Source organism: Fontivita pretiosa, from assembly GCF_050410795.1.
Classification (GTDB): Bacteria; Planctomycetota; Phycisphaerae; order Tepidisphaerales; family Tepidisphaeraceae; genus Fontivita; species Fontivita pretiosa.
Map to the genome: position 1 here is coordinate 2,011,709 of NZ_CP191258.1, position 20,200 is coordinate 2,031,908.

Genomic DNA, 20,200 nt, shown 5'->3' on the forward strand with positions numbered 1-20,200 from the left:
CGGGCCTGCCGCCGATCGCCAGAGTGTGCCTGCCGGGCCGCGTGCAGCGTTTGACGTCTTGCCAACGCCGTTGCGCTGGCGGACGCCCCGGTCGATGTTGATCCGAAGTTTTGGTTGAGTCGTTTTGTTACTGTCAGCGAATGAACAACATTTTGCCGGCACGTAACGATTCGGCTACGTTGCGGCCGATTCAAGAAGCATATTCCACCGGCCGGCGCCAACCGCGCCCGCGCCGGATTCAGAGTCGTACCAGCGGTACCAGTCGTACTGAACGAAAGAACACTCACTCGAGGCTCTCGGCGATCTGACGCTTTGAGGTGGTAGGACGCCGAAGTAACGAACATGCTCACGACCCACTCGCCATCGCCGCGCGAGACCATTGCCCGCCGCGCGCATTCGCAGCAACCTCAGGCGCAGCAGCACTCGCAGTCGACTCAGCGCCCGCAGTCGCCCGAAGCTCCGGCGCTGGATCCGGCCATCTGGCAACAGATCCTTTCGGTGGTCCGCACGCAGCATCCGAGTCTGCATCGTGTCTGGTTCGATCAGCTTGTCCCGCGACAGCTCACCAACGGAGTCATCCAGGTCACCGTCGCCACACCTGCTCAACTCAACTTCTGCCAGAGCCAGTGTCAGCAGCCTTTTACGGCGGCGGCGCAACAGGTGACCAACCGGCTGGTGGCGGTGAGCTTTCATTGCCAGAACCTTCCTCGCGGCGGAGTGTTCAACGAGGGAGATCATCCGCTGCCGCTGAATCCGGATTACGTGTTCGACAACTTCGTGACCGGCCCGTGCAATCGCCTGCCCCACGCGGCCGCCGTCGCCGTCAGCGAGCAGCCGGGAAAGGCCTACAACCCGCTGTTCATTCACGGCGGAGTGGGGTTGGGCAAGACGCATCTGCTTCAGGCCGTTTGCCAGAAGGTTCTGGAGCGTCAGGACGATGCGCGGATCCTGTACCTCTCGTGCGACAGCTTCATCAACCAGTTCATCACGGCGGTGGAGACTGGCGACATGAACCAGTTCCGCTATCGCTACCGCAACGTGGACATGCTGGTGATCGACGACATCCACTTTCTGGCGGGGCGCGACCGCACGCAGGAGGAGTTCTTCCACACGTTCAACACGCTCTACCAGCAGCACAAGCAGATCATCCTCAGCGCCGATTGCCCGCCCAGCGAAATCCCCGAGCTGGAGGAGCGCCTGGTCTCACGTTTTAACTGGGGCCTGGTGGCGAGGATCGAAAAGCCCTGTTACGAGACGCGTGTGGCGATCCTCCAGAAAAAGGCGCGCATGCGCGGGCTGACGCTGCCGGAGGACGTGGTCTGCTACATCGCCGCCAGGATCGAAACCAACACCCGCGAGCTTGAAGGCGCCATCACCAAGTTGCAGGGCATGAGCCTGCTGCAAAACGGCGTGATCGACCTGGAGCTGGCCAAGGCGGCGCTGGGAGAGACGGCCACGCCGGAGCAGAGGCGGATCACCATCCAGCAGATCTTCGACGCGGTGACCAGGTACTACAACGTCAAGGTCAGCGATCTTCAGAGCAAGAAGCGTCACAAGAGCATCGCGTTTCCGCGTCAGGTGTGCATGTACCTGGCGAGGCGGCACACGCGGTACAGCCTGGAGGAGATTGGCGGCTACTTCGGCGGACGCGACCACACCACCGTGCTGCACGCGGTTCGCACGATCGATGCGGACATGCGGAACGATCCGGAAGTGGCCCGTCAGCTCACCGCCCTGGAAAACCACCTCACCGGCTGAGGGTCGCAACGCCCGCTCGCATCATCTAGAATCCCCGTCATGATCGGGTCGCTGCTCCAGGCCGACATCGAACAGATCATCCGCGCCAAAAACTGGGAGGAGCTGCGCGAGGCGTTCAGCGAGCTGGACCCTTCCGACATCGCCGAGTTGCTCATGGACGTGCCCGCGGAAGACCAGGGCGTCATCTTCCGCATCCTGCCGCGACAGCAGGCCGCCAGAGTCTTTTCCTACCTGCCACTGGATCGCCAGCAGGAGCTGGTCCAGTCGCTGTCCAACGCCCAGGTGCATGCGATTCTGAACGAGATGAGCCCGGACGATCGCACGCGGCTGCTCGAGGAGCTTCCCTCGCAGGTGACACGCAGGCTTCTGGAGACGCTCAAGCCCGAGCAACTGCGTATCGCCCGCGAGCTGTTGGGGTATCCCGAAGGCACCGCCGGCAGATACATGACCCCCGAGTACATCGCCCTGCCGCCGGATGTCACCTGCGCCGATGCCCTGCACCGCATCCGCACCGCCGGCCGCGACGTGGAAACCCTCAATGTCCTGTACATCATCAACGAACAGGGAAAGCTGCTGGAGGACGTGCGGCTGGGGACGGTGGTGCTGGCGGACCCGCAGACGATGATCGGCGATATCGAGGAGCGCCCGCTGGTGTCGGTGCCCGCCACCGCCACGCGCGACGAAGTGCTGGAGGCCTTTGAGCGGTATGACCGGGTTGCCCTGCCGGTCGTGGATAACGACGGGCACATGCTCGGAATCATCACCGCCGACGACATCATCGACGTCGTCGAGCAGAAGGCCACCGAAGAGATGCACCGTCTGGGCGGCATGGAGGCACTGGACCTGCCCTACGCGCAGACGCCGTTCTGGCAGATGATCCGCAAACGCGTCGGGTGGCTTTCGGCGCTGTTTCTGGGGGAGATGTTGACGGCCACCGCGATGGGACACTTCGAGCAGGAGATCGCCCAGGCGGTGGTGCTGGCGCTTTTCGTGCCGCTGATCATCAGCTCCGGGGGCAACAGCGGCTCGCAGGCCGCCTCGCTGATCATCCGGGCGTTGGCGTTGAAGGAATTGCGGCTGCGGGACTGGTGGCGCGTGTTCGGGCGCGAGATTCTTTCCGGCGTGGCGCTGGGAACGGTGCTGGGGCTGATCGGCTTCGTCCGGATCGCTGTGTGGTACGCCGCGGGCTGGCAGCACTATCAGGGCCATCCGTACCTGGTCGGCATGACGGTCTGGGCGAGCCTGATCGGCGTGGTCTGCTTCGGCACGATCACCGGAAGCATGTTGCCGTTTCTGCTTCGCCGGCTCGGATTTGATCCGGCCACCAGCAGCGCGCCGTTCGTGGCGACGCTGGTGGACGTGACCGGGCTGTGCATTTATTTTCTGGTGGCCCTGTTGATACTGCGAGGCACGCTGCTGTAGCCGGCTACTGCGAGTCAACGCCCCGTTGCGCTTGCAGCATTCGACACCACAACCACAGCGAGGGACCCCGATGAGCGGATTTGTCTACGAACCGGTCTTTCAAATCGACCATCAGCGCGACGACACGCCCTACCGGCTGCTGAGCACCCAGGGCGTGTCGCAGATCGATCTGGGCGGGCGAAAGTTCCTCAAGGTCGAACCCGAGGCGCTGAAGCTGCTGGCCAGGCAGGCGTTCATCGATGTCTCGTTCTACCTGCGTCCCAGGCATCTGCAACAGCTCGCCGACGAGCTGGCCGACCCCGAAGCCAGCGATAACGACAAGTTCGTCATCTACACGCATCTTCAGAATGCGGTAGTGGCGGCGGCGGGCGAGTTGCCCGGATGCCAGGACACCGGCACCGCCACGGTGGTCGCCAAGAAGGGGCAATATGTGTTGACCGACTGCGACGACGCAGCCGCCCTGTCGGAGGGGATCTACCAGACCTATCAGGAGAAGAACCTGCGCTACTCGCAGATCGCCCCGCTGGACATGTTCCGGGAGCAGAACACGAAGACCAATCTGCCGGCCCAGATCGACATCTACGCCGAACCCGGGGACCAGTACGAGTTTCTCTTCGTGGCCAAGGGAGGCGGCAGCGCCAACAAGATGTTTCTGCACCAGGCGACGCCAGCGGTGCTGAACCCCGAAGACCTGATGAAGTTCATTGCGACGAGGCTGAAGGATTTCGGCACGGCGGCGTGTCCGCCCTACCACGTGGCGATCGTGATCGGCGGCAGCAGCGCAGAACAGGTGATGAAGACGGTGAAGCTGGCGTCGGCGGGATATCTGGATCATCTGCCGAGAAGCGGGTCGGCGGGCGGACGCGCGTTCCGCGACATCGAGATGGAACAGAAAATCCTCCAGGCATCGTACAAGTGCGGCATCGGGGCGCAGTTCGGCGGCAAGTACCTGGCCCATGACATCCGCGTCATCCGCATGGCCCGGCACGCGGCGAGCTGCCCCATCGGCATGGGCGTGTCATGCTCGGCCGATCGCAACATCAAGGGCAAGATCACCAAAGACGGCGTGTTTCTCGAACAGCTCGAGTTTCATCCGGAAAAGTATCTGCCCAAAGAGGCGCCGAAGCTGGCGCCGCCGGTGAAGATCGACCTGAACATCGGCATGGACCGGGTCAGGCAGATCCTCACGAAGTTTCCGGTGAAGACGAGGCTGGAGCTGACCGGCACGCTGATCGTGGCGCGCGATGCGGCGCATGCGCGGATCAAGAAGCTGCTGGACGAAGGCAAGCCGATGCCGCAGTATTTCAAGGATCACCCCATCTACTACGCCGGCCCGGCCAAGACCCCCGCGGGCAAACCCAGCGGCTCATTCGGCCCCACGACCGCCGGGCGAATGGACAGCTTTGTCGATCTGTTCCAGTCGCACGGCGGCAGCCTGATCATGATCGCCAAGGGCAACCGCAGCAAAGCCGTGACCGAGGCGTGCAAGAAGCACGGCGGGTTCTACCTGGGCTCGACGGGCGGGACGGCGGCGATCCTGGCGCAATCCAACATCCGCCGCGTCGAGCTGGTCGATTTCGAAGACCTGGGCATGGAGGCGATCCGCAGGATCGAAGTGGTCGACTTCCCGGCGTTCATCGTGGTGGATGACAAGGGGAATGATTTCTTCGAGCAGTTGACGCCGGGGCATTGATAGCGGTTGAGACCGGTGTCGGTGGTACGGACACTGCCGAGTTCCCGCGCGATGACCACCTGCACGGGCGGGACGCGCGTGACACGGAGGAAGGTCCACGCGTTCGCCTTGGCGCGGATCGCGGCCTGGCGGTTGCGCTGATACAATATTGGACCTGCGCCGGCGCGCGGCCGACGGCTTGCTGGTGCCGCGACACGTCGCGCTGCGGGCGCGGGGCCAACGAGGTTCACGGCGATGTCAAACATGGACGAGTATAAGCAGAAGTTCCGACCCCAGGACGCCAAGCTCGAGCAGGAGGTGGACGCGGCCCTGGCGGGCGTGTCGCTGGAAGAATTGTACAGCACTGCCTCGCCACAGCCTGCGGCGCCCGAGCCGCCCGCCACGCAGACCCCGGGCGCGCTCAAGGGCACCCGCCGCGGGCGAATCATCTCCGTCGATCCGGCCAAAGATGAAGTCTTCGTCGATCTGGGGGGCAAGTCGCAGGGCGTGGCGGCGTACTCGCAGTTCGAGACCGAGCCGCATGTCGGCGATGAGCTCGAATTCGATATCGAACGCTACGACGCCCGCGAGGGCCTGCTCATCCTCACGCGAAAGGGAGCGGCCGCCACCAACGTCACCTGGGAGACCTTGCAGGTCGGGCAGATTGTCGAGGGGATCGTCACCGGCATGAACAAGGGCGGGCTGGAGCTTCAGGTCCGGAACATGCGCGCCTTCATGCCCGCCGGGCAGGTGGACCTGTATTACAACAAGGACATCAGCATCTATCTGGGGCAGAGGCTCAAGGCGGAAGTGACGCAGTTCGATGCGGCGTCGAAGAACCTGATCGTGAGCCGGCGGAGCGTGCTGGAGCGCGAAAAGGAAGAAGCGCGGCAGAAGATGCTCCAGGAGATCGAGGTCGGGCAGACGCGTCGCGGCACGGTGCGCAGCCTGACCGACTTCGGAGCGTTCGTCGACCTGGGCGGGCTGGACGGATTGCTCCATGTCAGCGAGATGACCTGGCGGCGAGGGGTCAAGCCCGGCGATATCGTCAAAGTCGGCGACGTCGTGGACGTGAAGATCATCAAGTTCGACCGCGAAACCGGCAAGCTGAGCCTGAGCCTGAAGCAGACGATGGCCGACCCCTGGACCAGCGCGGCGGAGCGATATGCCGTGGGCACGGAAGTGACCGGGCGCGTGAGCAAGGTCGAGAGCTTCGGCGCGTTCATCGAGGTTGAAGAGGGCATCGAGGGGCTGCTGCCCGTGAGCGAGATCAGCTACACGCGGATCAAGCACCCGTCCGATGTTGTGAAGGAAGGCGACACGCTGCGGCTGGTCGTGATCTCCGTCGATCCGGTCAACAAGAAGCTGAGCTTCAGCCTGAAGCAGGCCGGGCCGGACCCCTGGAAGACCGTCGCGGAGAGATACCCGAAGGATTCCGTGACGACGGGGAAGGTGACGCGGACGGTGGACTTCGGGGCGTTCGTGGAACTGGAGACCGGGGTGGAGGGGCTGGTGCACATCAGCGAACTGGCGGAGCATCGGGTCAAGTCGGTCAACGATGTGGTCAGGCAGGGGCAGACGGTCAAGGTGCGGGTGCTGGATGTGGATCCGAAGGCACGGCGGATTTCACTGTCGATCCGGCGTGCCGAGGAGCCGGCCGCGGCCGCGCCCGCCGCGGCGCCCGCCCCGGCGCCGGCAAAAAAGGCGAAGAAGAAACAGCAGCTCCGCGGCGGATTGGACTGGAACTGGTGACGTACACTCCGTGAGAAGATGCGATTGGCGTTTGTCGTTGTCGCTGTGCTGAGCCATCTGCTCGGGGCTGCGCCTGCGGCCCGCGCCGATGTCGATCCGCAGCGTATCGACGCCGCCATCGCCAGGGCCAGGGATTTCCTCTACAAGCAGCAAAAGGACGACAACTGGGAAAGCGAAGACAACTTCGACAACAAACACGGGGACCAGAAGACCGGGCAGACGGCGCTGGTGGTGTACACGCTGCTGGCGGCGGGAGAAAGCCCGCAGGATCCGCGGATCGTCAAGGCGGTTGAATACCTGAAGAAGACCCAGACCAGCGGAGTGTACGCGCTGGGGATGCGCTGCCAGGTCTGGTTGCACCTTCCACAAACGCCCGAGACGCAGCGCCTGATGGAGCACGACGCCAAGGTGCTGCTCAATGCGGTCATCACCCAGGGCGAGGGGCGCGGCTTTTACGCCTACAACCCCACCCACAAGGCCTGGAGCCACAGCCGGGCACAGTACGCGGTGCTGGGGTTGTGGGCGGCGGCGCAGTCGGGAATCGAAATCCCCAGCTCGTACTGGCGCATGGTCGAGCAGGCGTGGATCGAGCAGCAGGACCCCAGCGGCGGATGGAGCTACTACGCCAGGCCCGACGGGCAGTATCCCCTGACGCCGGGGATGACGGCGGTGGGCGTGGCGACGCTGTTCATCACGCAGGAGTTTTTGCGCGCCAACGACGCGGCGCTGACCGGCGGCGGGGAGCGTGCCATCGGCAACCCGGCCATCGAGCGCGGCATGCGATGGCTCATCGACAACTTCGACAAGGTCGCCAGCGACCAGCGATACACCCGCGACTTTCCCTACTCGACCATCTACGCGATCGAGCGGGTCGGCGTGGCCAGCGGGCTGAAGTACTTCGGGCAGATCGACTGGTACGAGAAGGGTGCAAACTGGCTGCTGAGCAAGCAGTACAACAACGGCGCCTGGCCGTCGGAGTTCGGCAACGTCCCCAGCACGTGTTTCGCGGTGCTGTTTTTGTCGCGCGGCCGCGCGCCGGTCGCGATCAACAAGCTGGACTACACGCTACCTGACCAGACTCCCCAAAAGTCCGCTCCGCCGTGGAACCAGCGGCCGCGGGATGTGCCGAATCTGACGCGCTTCATCGCCCAACAGATCGAGCAGGATCTGAAGTGGCAGATCGTGAGCCTGGCGGCACCGTTCCAGGACTGGCTGGACGCGCCGATCCTGCTGATGTGCGGGCGGACCGCCATCGAGCTTGACGAGCCGGCCAGGCAGAAGATCAGGCACTTTATCGAGTCCGGCGGGCTGGTGCTGGGCAATGCCGACGGCGGATCCAGGGAGTTTGCCGCCTCGTTTACCAGTCTGGGACAGCAGTTGTTTGCCGGATATGAGTTCCGCGAGTTGCCGGCGGATCATGTGATCTACACCAACCAGCCCTTTTCCCGCGGCAACTGGAAGACCAAACCGGCGGTGCTGGGGCTGAGCAATGGCGTGCGCGAGCTGATGCTGCTGATCCCGCAGGCGGATTGCTCGCGACGGTGGCAGTTTAGGCGCGTGGCCGGCTACGAGGAACACTGGCAGCTTCCGGCCAACATCTTCCTGTACTGCACCGATCCAAAGGACCTGAAGACGCGCGGACACTCGCCGATTGTTGCCCGTGACCCGTCCATTCGGGCGGTGCGGAGCATCCGGCTGGCGCGATTAAAGTACGCGGGCAACTGGGATCCTGAGCCGGGCGGCTGGCGACGGCTGGCCGACCTGCTGCACAACCGCAACCGGATCGATCTGCGGGTCGAGCCGGTAGAGCTGCCGGGCGGGTCGCTGGAGGGCTTTGAGTTCGCGCATCTGACCGGAACCGAACCGATCGTCCTGGACGATCGGGCGCGGGCGATGCTTCGAGGGTTTGCGGATCGCGGCGGGACGATCATCATCGACGCGGCCGGCGGATCGAGCCGGTTTGTCGATTCGGTCGAGAAGGAGTTGTCGGCGACGTTTGGCGACGCGGAGCTGAAGCTGCTGCCCACCAACCACAGGATTTTCACATCCGGCTCGGCGCCGATGAAGCAGTTTGCCTATCGCCGCTATGCTTCGCGAATCCTGGGGGAGCTGAAAGACCAGCCGCGACTGCGGATGATCGAGATGAACGGCCGGGCAGTGGTGTTCTTCAGCCGCGAGGACCTCAGCGCGGGGCTGGTGGGACAGAGTGTTGACGGGGTGATCGGCTATGAGCCGGCGACGGCAACGGAACTGATGTCGCGGATCCTGATGTACGGCCGCTGAAAAAGGGGTCGGGAGTCTTTTCCGGCAATGGAAAAGACTCCCGACCGGCTCAGTCTCGACCCTCTCCAAGTTCGGCGCATGTTCGGTAGCGCCACGCCGATGCAGTGGGTACAAGCTGCGGGATGGAAACATCTCGATCACCATGGAAGGTCCTGCGGCAGGCCCATGAACTGGCCCTCCGCGTCTGGCCGGCCTACTCCTGCGACTGCAGCCGCCACGACTTCACGCTCCCGCAACTCTTCGCCTGCCTCGTTCTGCGCGAGCAGCTCAAGCTCAGCTATCGCAGGGCCGAGCAACTGCTGCGCGACTCGCCGCAGTGGCTGGCCGACCTCGGCATGTCCCGCGCCCCGGATCACAACACCCTCTGGCGGGCCTTCGGCACGCTTCTCAAGACCCGGCGCGTCAACCGCATGCTCGACCTGCTGGCCCAGCTTGCCGCCAAGGCCAAACTGCTGCGTAAGCTCGACTCGAGCAAGCCGCTGACCCTCGACAGCACCTGCTACGAGGCGCGTCACCGCTCACGCCATTACGACCGCGTCTGCCGCAAGATGCTCCTGCGCGATGGCGGCAAATACACCGAAAAAACCGATGCAGACGAGGTCAATCGCTCACGCTCGCGCCGGGCCCGGCAGATGCCGAAGCTGGCCCTGGCGGTGGCCTCGGCCTGTCACCTCATCCTGGCGGCGCGGGTTCATATCGGCTGCGGGTCCGATGCGCCGGACTTCGCGCCGCTGTTGTACCATGCGTGGCGGCGGGCCAATGTGAACGTCGTCGTCGCCGACGCTGGATACGACTCAGAGGCCAACCACCGCAGCGCCCGCCTGGACATGGGTGTGCGCTCGGTGATTCCCACGGGCATCGGGCGGCCGTCGAGCAAGCCGCCCGGCGGTCGATATCGCCGGCTGATGAAGCAGCGGTTTGCCCGCAAGGCGGACCGGCGAACCTACGGCCAGCGAGCGCAGAGCGAGACGGTCAACAGCATGATGAAGCGGAACTTTGGCGATGCCCTGCGTTCCGTGCAACGCCGCCGTCGCCGGCAGGAGATGCTCTTGCGGACCCTGACGCACGACATCATGATCTACGCCAATTATGAGGGTCGAGACTGAGCCACTCCCGACCCCTTTTTCGCGCCGGGCACTGCTATAATTCAATGCTCAACAGGATGAGCACAGGAAGTGATATCGAAGGTGAACAGAATTCTGGAACTGATTGGAGAAAACGAAACGACAACGGCGCAGGCGGCCGGGCCGGCGGTGGGCGCGGCGGCGCAGGCGGGGCATCCCGACGAGCAACTGCTCGACGCCTATTCGCGCACCGTCTCCCGGGTGGTGCGGCAGGTCAGTCCGTCGGTGGTCAATATCGAAATCCGCAAACGCGTGAAAACCCCGCGGGGCATTCAGGAAGCCCGTGGAGGCGGGTCGGGCTTCATCTTTACCCCCGATGGCTTCATCCTCACCAACAGCCACGTCGTCAGCGGCGCCGAACAGATCGACGTGATGCTTTCGGACGGATCGGGCTATCAGGCGCGGCTGATCGGCGACGACCCGGAGACGGACCTGGCCGTCATCCGCATCAACAGCGCCGCGGGCGCGGAGTTCGTGCCGGCGGTGCTGGGAGATTCGGCCAGACTTGTCGTGGGTCAGTTGGCGGTAGCGATCGGCAACCCCTACGGGTTCCAGACGACCGTGACCGCAGGCGTGATCAGCGCCACGGCGCGATCGTTCCGCACGCAGTCCGGGCGGCTGATCGATAACGTCATCCAGACCGACGCGGCGCTGAATCCCGGCAACAGCGGCGGGCCTCTGGTCAATAGCGCTGGCGAGGTCGTCGGCGTGAACACCGCGATCATCGCCCTGGCCCAGGGCATCTGCTTTGCCATTCCCATCAATACCGCCAAGTGGATCGCCGCCAGGTTGATCCGCGACGGGCGGATCCGACGCAGCTACGTGGGCATCGGCGGGCAGAACGTGCCACTGCACCGGCGGATCGTCCGCTACTACCACCTGAGCAACAGCGGCGGCGTGCTGGTGCTGCATGTGGAGCCGGGCAGCCCCGCACAGGCCGCCGGCCTGCTCGAAGGCGACGTCATCATCGCGATGGACGAACACGTGATCGAGACGATCGACGATCTTCAGCGGCAACTGACCGAGGAGCGGGTCGGAAAGCCCAGCCGCCTGACCGTGATTCGACGGACCGAGAAGCTGGAGCTTTGGGTGACGCCCGCCGAGTCGCAGCGCGCCGCCACCTGAGCGTCGCGCCGGCAACCCGGCCGCTGGCCGTGATGGTGATTACCCTGTGCCCATTTTAACGGCCACATGACGCCTCGGCTCGCCCGATTTGAAGGGGATTGGTTGACAAGCCTCCAGCCATAAGGGTACTGTCAGGGTTGAGAAAGACGCGGTTGTAGTGCGGGACGGCAGGTTCCGGGCCGGCTCGCACGGGTGGAATTCTGATTTCGCTGATCGCTGGAAGGCGATCACCGAAATTCGCATTCCATAGCTGCTCTGACCGGCCGACATTCGGATCAGGGCTCGCGCAGACGAACCTGACCGATCGGCAGTGGCTCACGTCCCAACCGCGCCATCCGGGTTGGTTTTTTGTGTCCAGACGTCAGAGAGTAAGTTTGTGAACAACGATCTACGTGCTCGCGCCGAGAAAGTTCTCGGCCATCAATTCAGGGATCCGCAGCTTCTGAAAGAAGCGTTGACGCACGCCTCGATCGCCGACAACCGGCTCAAGAGCAACGAGCGTATGGAGTTTCTGGGCGACGCGGTGCTGGACCTGGTCGTGTGCGAAGAGCTGTATCGCAAGTTCCCCAACCTGCTGGAGGGGGACCTGACGAAGATCAAGTCGGCGGTGGTTTCGCGCCGCACGTGCGCCGAAGTGGCCAAGGAAACGGGCCTGGCGGACCTGCTGATCATCGGCAAGGGCATCAGCAGCCGCGAGGCCATGCCCAGCTCGCTGGCGGCGGCGGTGTACGAGTCGATCGTGGCGGCGATCTACCTCGATGCCGGCTTCGAGACCGCCAAACAGTACGTCCTGCGCACCATGGCGCCCAAGATCGATTCGATCTCGGCGAACATCAATCAGCAGAACTACAAGGCGGTGCTCCAGCAGCACGCCCAGAAGATGCTGGGCGCCACGCCGATTTACGAGCTTCTGGATGAGAAGGGACCGGACCACAGCAAGTGCTTCGAGGTGTGCGTGGTGATCGATGGCCGCCGCTTCGCCAGTGCCTGGGGCCCCAACAAGAAGATGGCCGAACAAAAGGCCGCCCTGCTGGCGCTGGAGGAACTGGGGGTAATGGAGCCGAAGGAAGTGGACGAGGCGATCGAGCAGATCGCGGTGGAGGGGCCGGAGTAAATTCAGCCGGCGTGGACGACTTCGCGGATCCGATCGATCTCGCGCGGCCGCAAATCCGCCGCGAGAATTCCCGCGAATGCTGCCGCGCTGCGCGAGATGATGCGATACGCCCGGCCCGACAATCCACCCGACGCAAGGCATGAGCCGAACCGTAAGCTAGAGGAATCAACTGTGACGAGGACAGTGAACCTCCTCATAAGGCTCTTCATATGCCCTTCTGCCTCCACCATGGGACTTTGCGCCCTGGCGATGCGGGGATCGATCCGGAGTTAGGCGGAGCTGCAGATTGCCCCGGGAGTGGCGCCGGAGGAGGAACTGATGAGTCCGATTTTTGCTTGAGGTACCTGATCCAGTATAGGCCAGTCCCCGGGATTCTGAAGGAGATGTACCGTTGTCCGCTGGGCGAGACACCGTAACGGAAGCCGGGGATTCCGCAACTCCAGCCGACGCCGCGTTTGGACAGCGTCAAGCGGAATGGCCCGCGCCCGAGTATCTTGCGAAATCTCCACATAAGTCACCCGCTCATGCTGCCTTCGAACCAACGAAGACTCGCTTCACATATTCTGAAAACCGAATTCGGACATACGACCCGAGCTTCCGCGCCGCCTTGCATCTCTCCCAATGGAGACTGAACAGCTTTCTCCTAGTCTCGGCAATCCGCTCGTCAATCTCCCGCAGTCGGGAAGCAGTGTCACGCTCAAGCTCCAACTTCCTTGCCTGAATGGCGCGGTACTCCTGCGCATAACGCGCATGGACCTTGCTCACCAATGTCTGGGTCATCGCCTTCGTAGCTTTCTCCTCTTGTTCCAGTTGCTCCAACGACGGCCAATACTTCGCTCGAATGTTCACTTCCTCCCTTCTCAGACGCTGTTGTTCTGAATCCCTCTGTTGTTCCAGCATGCGACGCTGGGCCTCATACTTTGTCCGGATCATGGCCTCCTCGCCGGGCGAAAGCGCCGAAGGCATAGTTCTTCGGGCGCTTGCTTCGAGGGAGCTTCGCCACTGAACAAGAAGACGCGCCCTGGTCGGGCCAATCCCGTGTACCCGTTGGACACCGTGCAAATCGATATCGGCGGCCGTACGGAAACCGGAGCTTATCAGGCGCAATTTGAAGGCAGGGCCGATACCGGGAATAGTCTCTCGGTCCAAGCCAAATTGGCGAAGATAATCAGTAATGTGCTGTTGCTGCTTAGCTTGAAGCGCTCGGTTAAGCTCAGTGATCACCACCTGTTTGAGAGTGGAGATCTGCCCGTTCAGCACCGCCACTCTTGACCCGATTTCGTTTTGGATTATCCGGAGTGCGTCTGCTTGCTGCTGGTCCACCGCTTGTCGTCGAGCGGCTAAAGATGACAAGGCGACGCACAGATCGACCTGGCATTCATCGATTTCTGTCTTCTCTTTCGCTTCCAATGCCCTCCGTTCCGACGCGAGCCGTGCTTGCTCAGCAGCGTTATGGTCGAGGAGTCTTGTCTTCTCTCGACTTGCCGCCTCAACGTCGCGCTCCGCAGCCCGAATCTGGTCCTGTATCTCGCGGACCGTCGACGTAAGAGCTCTAAATCGACACACACTGTCGTCAGAACGATACCGACAGATCCATAAGGTCAAGTTGACCAATATCAGAGCCAAAATCCTCAGCGGCCACAAATCCAGAGCAGCGTTCAACGGCGCCGCGATCAGGAGCGCCGAAACTGCAACCACGATGCGTTCAAGAGTAGCAGAATTGCTGAAAGATACTACCGCGCTGACGGTTGGTTCTAAAGCGCCCTGGATCCATGAAGGGTCTGAGGGACTGGGAACCGTGAAGTTGCCGCCGCCTGAAGCGCTGGGCGTCGTGTCGACTGCGAGCCCGTTACCATGAGATCCAATGTGGTCCTTTATCCAGCTTGCGCCAGCAGAAGGGGTTGTAATCGACGGGCCAGCGGGCGGCAGTACTTGGCCGTCCAAGGACGGCACATCTCGGGGTCCGAGATACAGAAGGGACTTGAAGGCTGCGGCGGCCGATCCGATCACCTCATCGTGGTGCCTCTCCAGCAAGCGAAGAAGGTCCGAACTCTCGGGGTGCTCGAAGTCTTCGCGCCGGAAAAGCAGGCACTCATCTCCGCCCCGGAAGCGTTGCCACAGTGTCGGGTCGACCGCTAGCGCAACCAACGAGACGTAAACCACCCATGCCGAAAAGTTATCTACGTAAGGTCCGAAGTCGGCTTCACTCCGGAGCGGATGCTGGTAGTTGCGGTGACCTACTTCGTGGCTACCCTCGCCCGAGAGCGCCGGAACGTACATGCCGTCGTAGTCGATAAGCCGAAGCTGCCCCTCAGCAATGAGCACATTACCGTGTTGCAGATCTCCGTGGGCGATGGAAGCTCTCTGGAGCGCCTTTACCATCTCGACCCAGCGCCTAGCGAGGGAGAGCAGGGCACTGCGATCCCCCAGATGCTTTTCAATGAAAGCGATCAGCGGCTGACCTTGGACCCATTCCATCTTTAGGATTGGGTAGGACTGTCCCCGCACTCTGATACCATCGCGCAGAAAGGTGAATCCGACCGTATAGGGGAGCCGAAGCCGGGTTAGGTGCTCGCTTATGGCAGCATACCTTCGCTCATGGTCGTGAAACGGGCGTAAGAAGCACCGTACGGCCCAGGTACGTTGGGGGCATTGCAACTTGTAGACAGTGGCGAACCCACCGGTGATGGGACGGGGCAAGCCCAGCGGCGTGAGCTCAGGTCGGCCTTCCCGTAACTCCGGGTCGCGGAAGGCGAGCCTCGGATTCTGGATAGCTTCGTTGTAATCCTGCGGTGTAGGCCACGACATGCTCGGCGCTTCCCGTTACGCGAGATCGACGCGCAAGAGGGTGACGTCGTCATTCCGGACCGCTCGTTGTGCTCGGAGCGACTCCACCCATTCACGAAACGGCTTCACCTCATCTTTTGTGTCGAAGTCTCGGAGAATCCTCCAAGGAGTGTGTCCTTCCTCCAGTTCCCGCATGAACCAAGAGGCAAGCGCGTCTGTCATGAGATAAAAGGCATCGCCTGGCTGCCAAGTTCCGTCTATCGTACGTAGATGGGCAACGATATGGCTGTTGTGGGCCGGATTGCTGGACAATAAGTGCGGGCGACTGCTGAACGCTCCAGAGTCAGCGAGCGGGAACCGAGCGAGAACTTCCTCGCCCCGCACTTGAACCAGGCAGCTATCCCCGATAGCCACAGCCTTCCAGGTACCACCGTTCTGGCCAACGCCTTGATACAAGGTCATGCCAAGGATGGCAGCAAAGGCGCCTAGGCGAATTTTCTCCTCCGCATACCATGGCAACGGTCGCTTACGGACTATCGTAGACCACCGTTGTTGCAGGTCGCGAAATCCGTCCGGATCGAAAACCGTGGACGGGCAGTTCTTGCACATATAGCGCACAAGCTGCTTCGCCCAGATCCCAGAGTAAGAAGTCTCCGTTGCACCGTCTGCTACTGCGCAGCGGAAACAGGGCGCGCTGTGTTCTATGGACTTGCGCGGCCAGAAGGCATCTTCGTATTCGCTATCTTCGTTTCCCCGTTTCGGTGTCCAAAACGGGTGGGCAAACACCTGCATACCCTGATCTCCTCCTATCGGAGGTCACTTGGCCGGGTGCCGATGTCGAGAAAGCGGATTACGGCCACAATGTCCGCGTTGAAGACGAAGCCCCTGGTTCCCTCAGAGACCCTGTATCCTTCCTGCTGGGCAATGCTCCGCATGTAGGCAGGTAGCGGGCTCGACATGCGGAACAAAAGCTGGGCGAACTGATCTGGCAGATTAGCCTCAGTATCTGGGAACTCTATCGGTGCCGCGCGGTGGGACGACAGATGCACATTGAACAGGAGTGCCTCGCCATCGTTGCTGCCGAGCTTTTTAATCGCTTCCGCCGACCCGCTCGGGTCACCGTCTGTTGCCTCTCCATCGGTGATGTTTATTACGATTGGGGGAAAGCACGCAGGATGCTGCGCCAGCCATCCCTGGAGGATGCGATGGGGGGTGTGGCCATTTTCTGTGGGGTGAGGTAAGAGATAGGCGGCTCCGCCTTTAACGGCAAGGAGGCCGCATGGATCGCGAAGCGCTGAAGCGCGAACTAACGGAACAATTTCACCAATCTCTGGATCAGGCAATCAACGCCGTGGAACAAGCGCCGGACGGGTCGTGGATCGCGGCCAGCGAATGGCAGGTTCGCGAGTTGTTTCAGAAGCTGACGGCACAAGCCTTCGAGCGGATCCTGCAAGCGAAGTTGGACGCCGCCGAAACCAGCGGCGCTTTTTCCCCCTCCGCCCCTGGCGCAGGACAAGGGAAAGCGCGGGCTGGACGTGCTCAGCGCCGCCGGTGAGGTGCGTCTGCAGCGCAAATACTTCTGGGGCAAGCAAGCCGGCGGGTGCTGTCCCGGCGACGCGTTGGCGGGCGTGCAGCAGTCGAACGTGACGCCCGGGGCAAGGCAACTGTGCTGCCTGATGGGAATCGGCCAGGACTTCGATCAGTCCCGCCGAGATCTGAAGCGTGTGGGCGGGCTGTCGCTGAGCAAGGAACGGCTGCGTCAGATTACCGAAGGTGAAGGCCAGCACGTGCGGCAGGTGCGGGACTCGGGGCAGTTGCCGGCGGCCTGGTCGGCGGAGCAGGCCAAGCTGCCCGATGGCAGCGGACGCACGCGAGCCTATGGCGGGGTGGACGGGGTGATGGCCCCGACGGTCACGCAGGCCGAGAAGCTCAAGCGTCGCCAGCAGCACGTGACCCGCCGCCAGCAGCGTGGCAAGGCGGGCGTGGGCAACGCCAAAGATCTGCCGCCGCCCAAGCCGGGCAGCGACGAGCGGTTCAAGGAGATGAAGATCGCGGTCTTCTACGATCAGGACAAGACCCACCGCCACGTGCTGGCGACGGAAAAGCTGAGCAAGGAGTTCGCCCCGCTGCTGGCCAGCTACGCCCGACAGATCGGCTTTGAGCGTGCCGATCAGACGATCTGCCTGTTCGACGGGGCCGTCTGGATCTATCGGCAGGTCTGCCTGGCGCTATTGTTCCTGCAGGTGATCCTGCTGGACTTTTACCATCTGGCCGAGCATGTGCACGCGACGGCGCGCTGTTGCCTGGGCGAAGGTCAGGCGGCCCGGTCCTGGGCTCACGATCGGCTGGCAGAAGCGAAACGTTCGGACGTGAGGGGGATGCTGTCGGCGATCGCGGAGCTGGAGAAGCGGTCGCGTTCGCCGACCAAGAAGCAGAGCCTGCGCGGGCTGCGGAATTACCTCGAGCAACGGCGGGACATGCTGGACTACGCCCAGGCGTTGGCCGAAGGTTGGGACATCGGCTCGGGTCCGACCGAGGCCACGTGCAAGACGCTGACGCTGCGACTGAAGCGGCCGGGGATGAAGTGGGATCGTGACAATGCGGCGGCGATGATGAACCTGCTGGCCCTACGCGAGAGCGGGCAATGGGACGCCTATTGGGACCGTGAATCCCGCCGGGCCGCGTGATCCACAAAAGATGGCCACACCCTGCGATGGGCGACACCCAACGCTTGGCACATCGGGGTACCACCGTTGGCCACCGGGTCAAACCAAATAGGGAACCGGATCGGTTGATCCACCAACCCACCAGCTCCATCATCTACTTTTTTTATGCGCTCGTCGATCCGCGCGGGCATGTTCCCGACCTCACTGATCGGGACGAGCTCCCTGCCAGCCAGCGGACCACTGAAGGCAGGGCCCACATGGGCTCCATAACCGATTACACCAACGTGGTAATAGTCGCGGACGCCCTCTTCCTTGGCACACTTAATGACAAGGTTCTGGAGCAGGCGGTTGATGGCATCCGCCACACCGTCGGCCTTCCTCCGGCTGGATTCGCCTGCACCAAAAGGATCGGCCATCGACCCCGACTGATCTATGAGGAAGAGAAAGCATGAGGGATTCGCTCGACTTATCTGAGCGGTGTACGGCATATTTCAGCTCCTTTCGCCCTTTCTCGATTGGACCCGGGCTCGCGTTCAGGGCGCCTAACGTAAGCTCGTTGTGCGTTCGCGGCGCCACGCGGACGCTCGACCGCCAGGTAAGTGTACTGCCACCGTGGCCCGCTCAAGGGACTCATTATACAGCACTGGCGGCACGCCGCGCCACAGCCGATAACGCAACACGATCCCGCGCAGACACGTCAGAGGCACAAAGACGATCGCTGCATGGCCCCGGACGTAGGCGACGCGGAAATCACCCGCCGGCACAAACTGGCCAATCCACAAGGCGACTTGAAAGCACAATTGGACCCAGAAGATCGCAATCGCGACACTTGCGGCGGCGTATGCCCAGCGGTGCCCAACCACCTGAAGCGTCACGGCCCAGACCCATGCCAAACAGGACGATTGGATCATGGTCCAATGCGCGCCGACGAAGACATCGGCGCGAAACGACAGGACAACCAGCAACAGCCCCACCGCAAAGAACAAGCCCCAGAAGAACCTGAGCACGGGCTTGCTGGGGTTGCGAGCGGGAGACACGTCCTCCTGGTCGTGTTGCATAGTGAGCTGCCACAGCAGCGGCCGCCGCGGTGGAATCGGAATTCCCGGAAACCGACACGTCGGCGGCCGTCTGCTGCGGCGCCAGCTTTGGCGCGGATCACCCTGAGCTAACCATCAAAACTCAGAATACCGTTCACTGCGTCGGCGCTGGTGCGCCTGGTACTTCGAGTGCTTCAGGAAACTGATCGAATCACCCCAGGTGAGGTACTGCTCGATCCTGGCCAGTGCCCGGGCCTCCTGCTGCATCTCCGGGCTGTCGGGGACCGACGCCAGGAGCTGCTTGGCCTGTTCGAGCGCGCCTACTGTCCCGGCCACGTCCCCTCGTTCGAGGCACGACGTGGCTTGCTTCTTGCAGCGGGCGATCAGCAGCAGCGCAGCGCGCTGCTGCACCTCCGTGGCCGGCGCCAGTGACTCCCACGCTGTCCCATCCACCGGCGGAAGGACCAGGGACACCCACATCTTGCGGCGCTGGCGCTGTTTGGGCGCGTTCCACGCCAGCCGGAAATAGCACAGCTCCCTCTCCCGTCGTGCCGGCGGAACATACAGCCGCACCACGACGATGATCGGCACGCCGCCGACAAGATTGGGCAGTTTCAGCCGTCCGGTGGGAAGGCGATCCAGATCGTTCAGGACATCGGCCACAACCACTCCTTCCTGTGGCTCGACACCCAGGCTGACCGTGTTGCCGAAGGTCGCCATCAGGCCCTTCAGTTCGTTCTCGAAGATGACCGCGAGCTGCTGAGGGGACTCGATGTAGTAGTAGTTCCCGTCGCCGCTGCGAGCCATCGCCTCCATGAGATCCTCGTTGTAGTCGTTGCCCACGCCCATCGTGGTTGTGCTGACGCCTTCCCTGGCCAGACGACTCACGTGAGAAGCAATGGTGTCGGGATTCGTCTCACCCACGTTGGCCAGGCCATCGGAAAGCAGGATCACCCGATTCAGGCCGGCTGCGAGCAAGTGTTGCCGGACTTGCCTTGCGCCCGCCTGCCAGCCGCCATGCAGCGCGGTGCTGCCACGGGGTTCGACGCCTTGGATCAAATCCACAATCCGCGCCTTGTTCTCGCCCAGGGTGCTTGGAACGATCGTCTCCACCACGTTGTCGAAGATGGTCACGCTCACGCGATCCGTGGGCAGCAGTTGCTGAACCGTGTAAATCGCCGCCTCCCGAGCGAACCCGATCTTGTTTTCGCCGCCCATGGAGCCAGAACGATCCAGGACCAGCCCCAGGTTGAGGGCCGGACGCTGCACCTGAGTTTCCGGAACGGGCGGGGTGATGCGCAGCATGACATCGAGCGTGGTGGGCGCATCGGAGCGGACTGCCGCGCGGACGGGAATAACTTCGATCTGGGGCTGCTTCATAGAATCCTCCCTTGTGCTTTTGCTACGTGCCGGTTGTGCCGAATAACGTTCCGGTTCAGCGGCGCGCAGCGCGGTCTACT

At 62.7% G+C, this 20,200-nt stretch carries 15 protein-coding genes and 1 pseudogene; 10 read left to right on the forward strand and 6 right to left on the reverse strand.

Annotation, left to right across the window (positions count from 1 at the left end; translation table 11 throughout):
* Positions 1 to 342 precede the first annotated feature (342 nt).
* The 8 genes from dnaA to rnc all read left to right on the forward strand — a co-directional run bounded on the left by dnaA (position 343) and on the right by rnc (position 12,250).
* Positions 343 to 1,758: a chromosomal replication initiator protein DnaA gene (gene dnaA, locus ACQS5P_RS08205; RefSeq protein ID WP_428940412.1), complete on the forward strand. Its 1,416-nt coding sequence runs from the start codon at positions 343 to 345 to the stop codon at positions 1,756 to 1,758.
* A 39-nt stretch (positions 1,759 to 1,797) separates the two neighbouring features.
* Positions 1,798 to 3,180: a magnesium transporter gene (gene mgtE / locus ACQS5P_RS08210; RefSeq protein WP_428940413.1), complete on the forward strand. Its 1,383-nt coding sequence runs from the start codon at positions 1,798 to 1,800 to the stop codon at positions 3,178 to 3,180.
* Between the two features lie 70 nt (positions 3,181 to 3,250).
* Positions 3,251 to 4,873: a FumA C-terminus/TtdB family hydratase beta subunit gene (locus tag ACQS5P_RS08215; RefSeq protein ID WP_428940414.1), complete on the forward strand. Its 1,623-nt coding sequence runs from the start codon at positions 3,251 to 3,253 to the stop codon at positions 4,871 to 4,873.
* Between the two features lie 234 nt (positions 4,874 to 5,107).
* Complete coding sequence (locus ACQS5P_RS08220) at positions 5,108 to 6,604, forward strand: S1 RNA-binding domain-containing protein (RefSeq protein ID WP_428940415.1); 1,497 nt, start codon at positions 5,108 to 5,110, stop codon at positions 6,602 to 6,604.
* Positions 6,605 to 6,622: 18 nt separating this feature from the next.
* On the forward strand, positions 6,623 to 8,887 hold the full coding sequence (locus ACQS5P_RS08225) for a DUF4159 domain-containing protein (RefSeq protein WP_428940416.1): 2,265 nt from the start codon (positions 6,623 to 6,625) through the stop codon (positions 8,885 to 8,887).
* Positions 8,888 to 9,009: 122 nt separating this feature from the next.
* Positions 9,010 to 9,993 (forward strand): transposase, encoded by a 984-nt coding sequence (locus tag ACQS5P_RS08230; RefSeq protein ID WP_428937294.1) that lies wholly within the window; start codon positions 9,010 to 9,012, stop codon positions 9,991 to 9,993.
* Positions 9,994 to 10,074: 81 nt separating this feature from the next.
* A complete protein-coding gene (locus ACQS5P_RS08235) occupies positions 10,075 to 11,136 on the forward strand; it encodes a S1C family serine protease (RefSeq protein ID WP_428940417.1) in 1,062 nt (353 codons plus the stop codon).
* A gap of 376 nt (positions 11,137 to 11,512) precedes the next feature.
* Positions 11,513 to 12,250, forward strand: a complete 738-nt coding sequence (gene rnc, locus ACQS5P_RS08240; protein ID WP_428940418.1) for a ribonuclease III — start codon at positions 11,513 to 11,515, stop codon at positions 12,248 to 12,250.
* A 205-nt stretch (positions 12,251 to 12,455) separates the two neighbouring features.
* Here rnc and ACQS5P_RS08245 read toward each other — a convergent pair whose 3' ends face one another.
* The 3 genes from ACQS5P_RS08245 to ACQS5P_RS08255 all read right to left on the reverse strand — a co-directional run bounded on the left by ACQS5P_RS08245 (position 12,456) and on the right by ACQS5P_RS08255 (position 15,829).
* Positions 12,456 to 12,761, reverse strand: coding sequence for a DUF4236 domain-containing protein (locus tag ACQS5P_RS08245; RefSeq protein WP_428940419.1), 306 nt, complete (start codon positions 12,759 to 12,761; stop codon positions 12,456 to 12,458).
* Between the two features lie 11 nt (positions 12,762 to 12,772).
* Complete coding sequence (locus ACQS5P_RS08250; RefSeq protein ID WP_428940420.1) at positions 12,773 to 14,728, reverse strand: hypothetical protein; 1,956 nt, start codon at positions 14,726 to 14,728, stop codon at positions 12,773 to 12,775.
* Positions 14,729 to 15,073: 345 nt separating this feature from the next.
* Complete coding sequence (locus ACQS5P_RS08255; protein ID WP_428940421.1) at positions 15,074 to 15,829, reverse strand: protein phosphatase 2C domain-containing protein; 756 nt, start codon at positions 15,827 to 15,829, stop codon at positions 15,074 to 15,076.
* Between the two features lie 487 nt (positions 15,830 to 16,316).
* Here ACQS5P_RS08255 and ACQS5P_RS08260 point away from each other — a divergent pair, with 487 nt between their 5' ends.
* Positions 16,317 to 16,592 (forward strand): hypothetical protein, encoded by a 276-nt coding sequence (locus ACQS5P_RS08260; RefSeq protein ID WP_428937237.1) that lies wholly within the window; start codon positions 16,317 to 16,319, stop codon positions 16,590 to 16,592.
* Positions 16,573 to 17,724 carry a hypothetical protein gene (locus tag ACQS5P_RS08265; protein WP_428937238.1) on the forward strand — a complete coding sequence of 384 codons (1,152 nt, stop codon included), beginning with the start codon at positions 16,573 to 16,575 and terminating at the stop codon, positions 17,722 to 17,724. The genes ACQS5P_RS08260 and ACQS5P_RS08265 overlap by 20 nt, the downstream gene beginning before the upstream one ends.
* A gap of 29 nt (positions 17,725 to 17,753) precedes the next feature.
* Here the strand turns inward: ACQS5P_RS08265 and ACQS5P_RS08270 are convergent.
* The 3 genes and pseudogenes from ACQS5P_RS08270 to ACQS5P_RS08280 all read right to left on the reverse strand — a co-directional run.
* Positions 17,754 to 18,191, reverse strand: a pseudogene (locus tag ACQS5P_RS08270) (vWA domain-containing protein); the annotation flags it as partial.
* A gap of 54 nt (positions 18,192 to 18,245) precedes the next feature.
* Positions 18,246 to 18,710 carry a hypothetical protein gene (locus ACQS5P_RS08275; RefSeq protein ID WP_428940422.1) on the reverse strand — a complete coding sequence of 155 codons (465 nt, stop codon included), beginning with the start codon at positions 18,708 to 18,710 and terminating at the stop codon, positions 18,246 to 18,248.
* A gap of 165 nt (positions 18,711 to 18,875) precedes the next feature.
* On the reverse strand, positions 18,876 to 20,120 hold the full coding sequence (locus ACQS5P_RS08280; protein WP_428940423.1) for a vWA domain-containing protein: 1,245 nt from the start codon (positions 20,118 to 20,120) through the stop codon (positions 18,876 to 18,878).
* Positions 20,121 to 20,200: the final 80 nt, after the last annotated feature.

Excerpts from the sequence above, each read along its gene's own strand:
- dnaA (WP_428940412.1), top strand. The coding sequence starts at position 343 with ATGCTCACGACCCACTCGCCATCGCCGCGCGAGACCATTGCCCGCCGC.
- mgtE (WP_428940413.1), top strand. The coding sequence starts at position 1,798 with ATGATCGGGTCGCTGCTCCAGGCCGACATCGAACAGATCATCCGCGCC.
- ACQS5P_RS08215 (WP_428940414.1), top strand. The coding sequence starts at position 3,251 with ATGAGCGGATTTGTCTACGAACCGGTCTTTCAAATCGACCATCAGCGC.
- ACQS5P_RS08220 (WP_428940415.1), top strand. The coding sequence starts at position 5,108 with ATGTCAAACATGGACGAGTATAAGCAGAAGTTCCGACCCCAGGACGCC.
- ACQS5P_RS08225 (WP_428940416.1), top strand. The coding sequence starts at position 6,623 with ATGCGATTGGCGTTTGTCGTTGTCGCTGTGCTGAGCCATCTGCTCGGG.
- ACQS5P_RS08230 (WP_428937294.1), top strand. The coding sequence starts at position 9,010 with ATGGAAACATCTCGATCACCATGGAAGGTCCTGCGGCAGGCCCATGAA.
- ACQS5P_RS08245 (WP_428940419.1), bottom strand. The coding sequence starts at position 12,761 with ATGTGGAGATTTCGCAAGATACTCGGGCGCGGGCCATTCCGCTTGACG.
- ACQS5P_RS08250 (WP_428940420.1), bottom strand. The coding sequence starts at position 14,728 with ATGGAATGGGTCCAAGGTCAGCCGCTGATCGCTTTCATTGAAAAGCAT.
- ACQS5P_RS08255 (WP_428940421.1), bottom strand. The coding sequence starts at position 15,829 with ATGCAGGTGTTTGCCCACCCGTTTTGGACACCGAAACGGGGAAACGAA.
- ACQS5P_RS08260 (WP_428937237.1), top strand. The coding sequence starts at position 16,317 with ATGGATCGCGAAGCGCTGAAGCGCGAACTAACGGAACAATTTCACCAA.
- ACQS5P_RS08280 (WP_428940423.1), bottom strand. The coding sequence starts at position 20,120 with ATGAAGCAGCCCCAGATCGAAGTTATTCCCGTCCGCGCGGCAGTCCGC.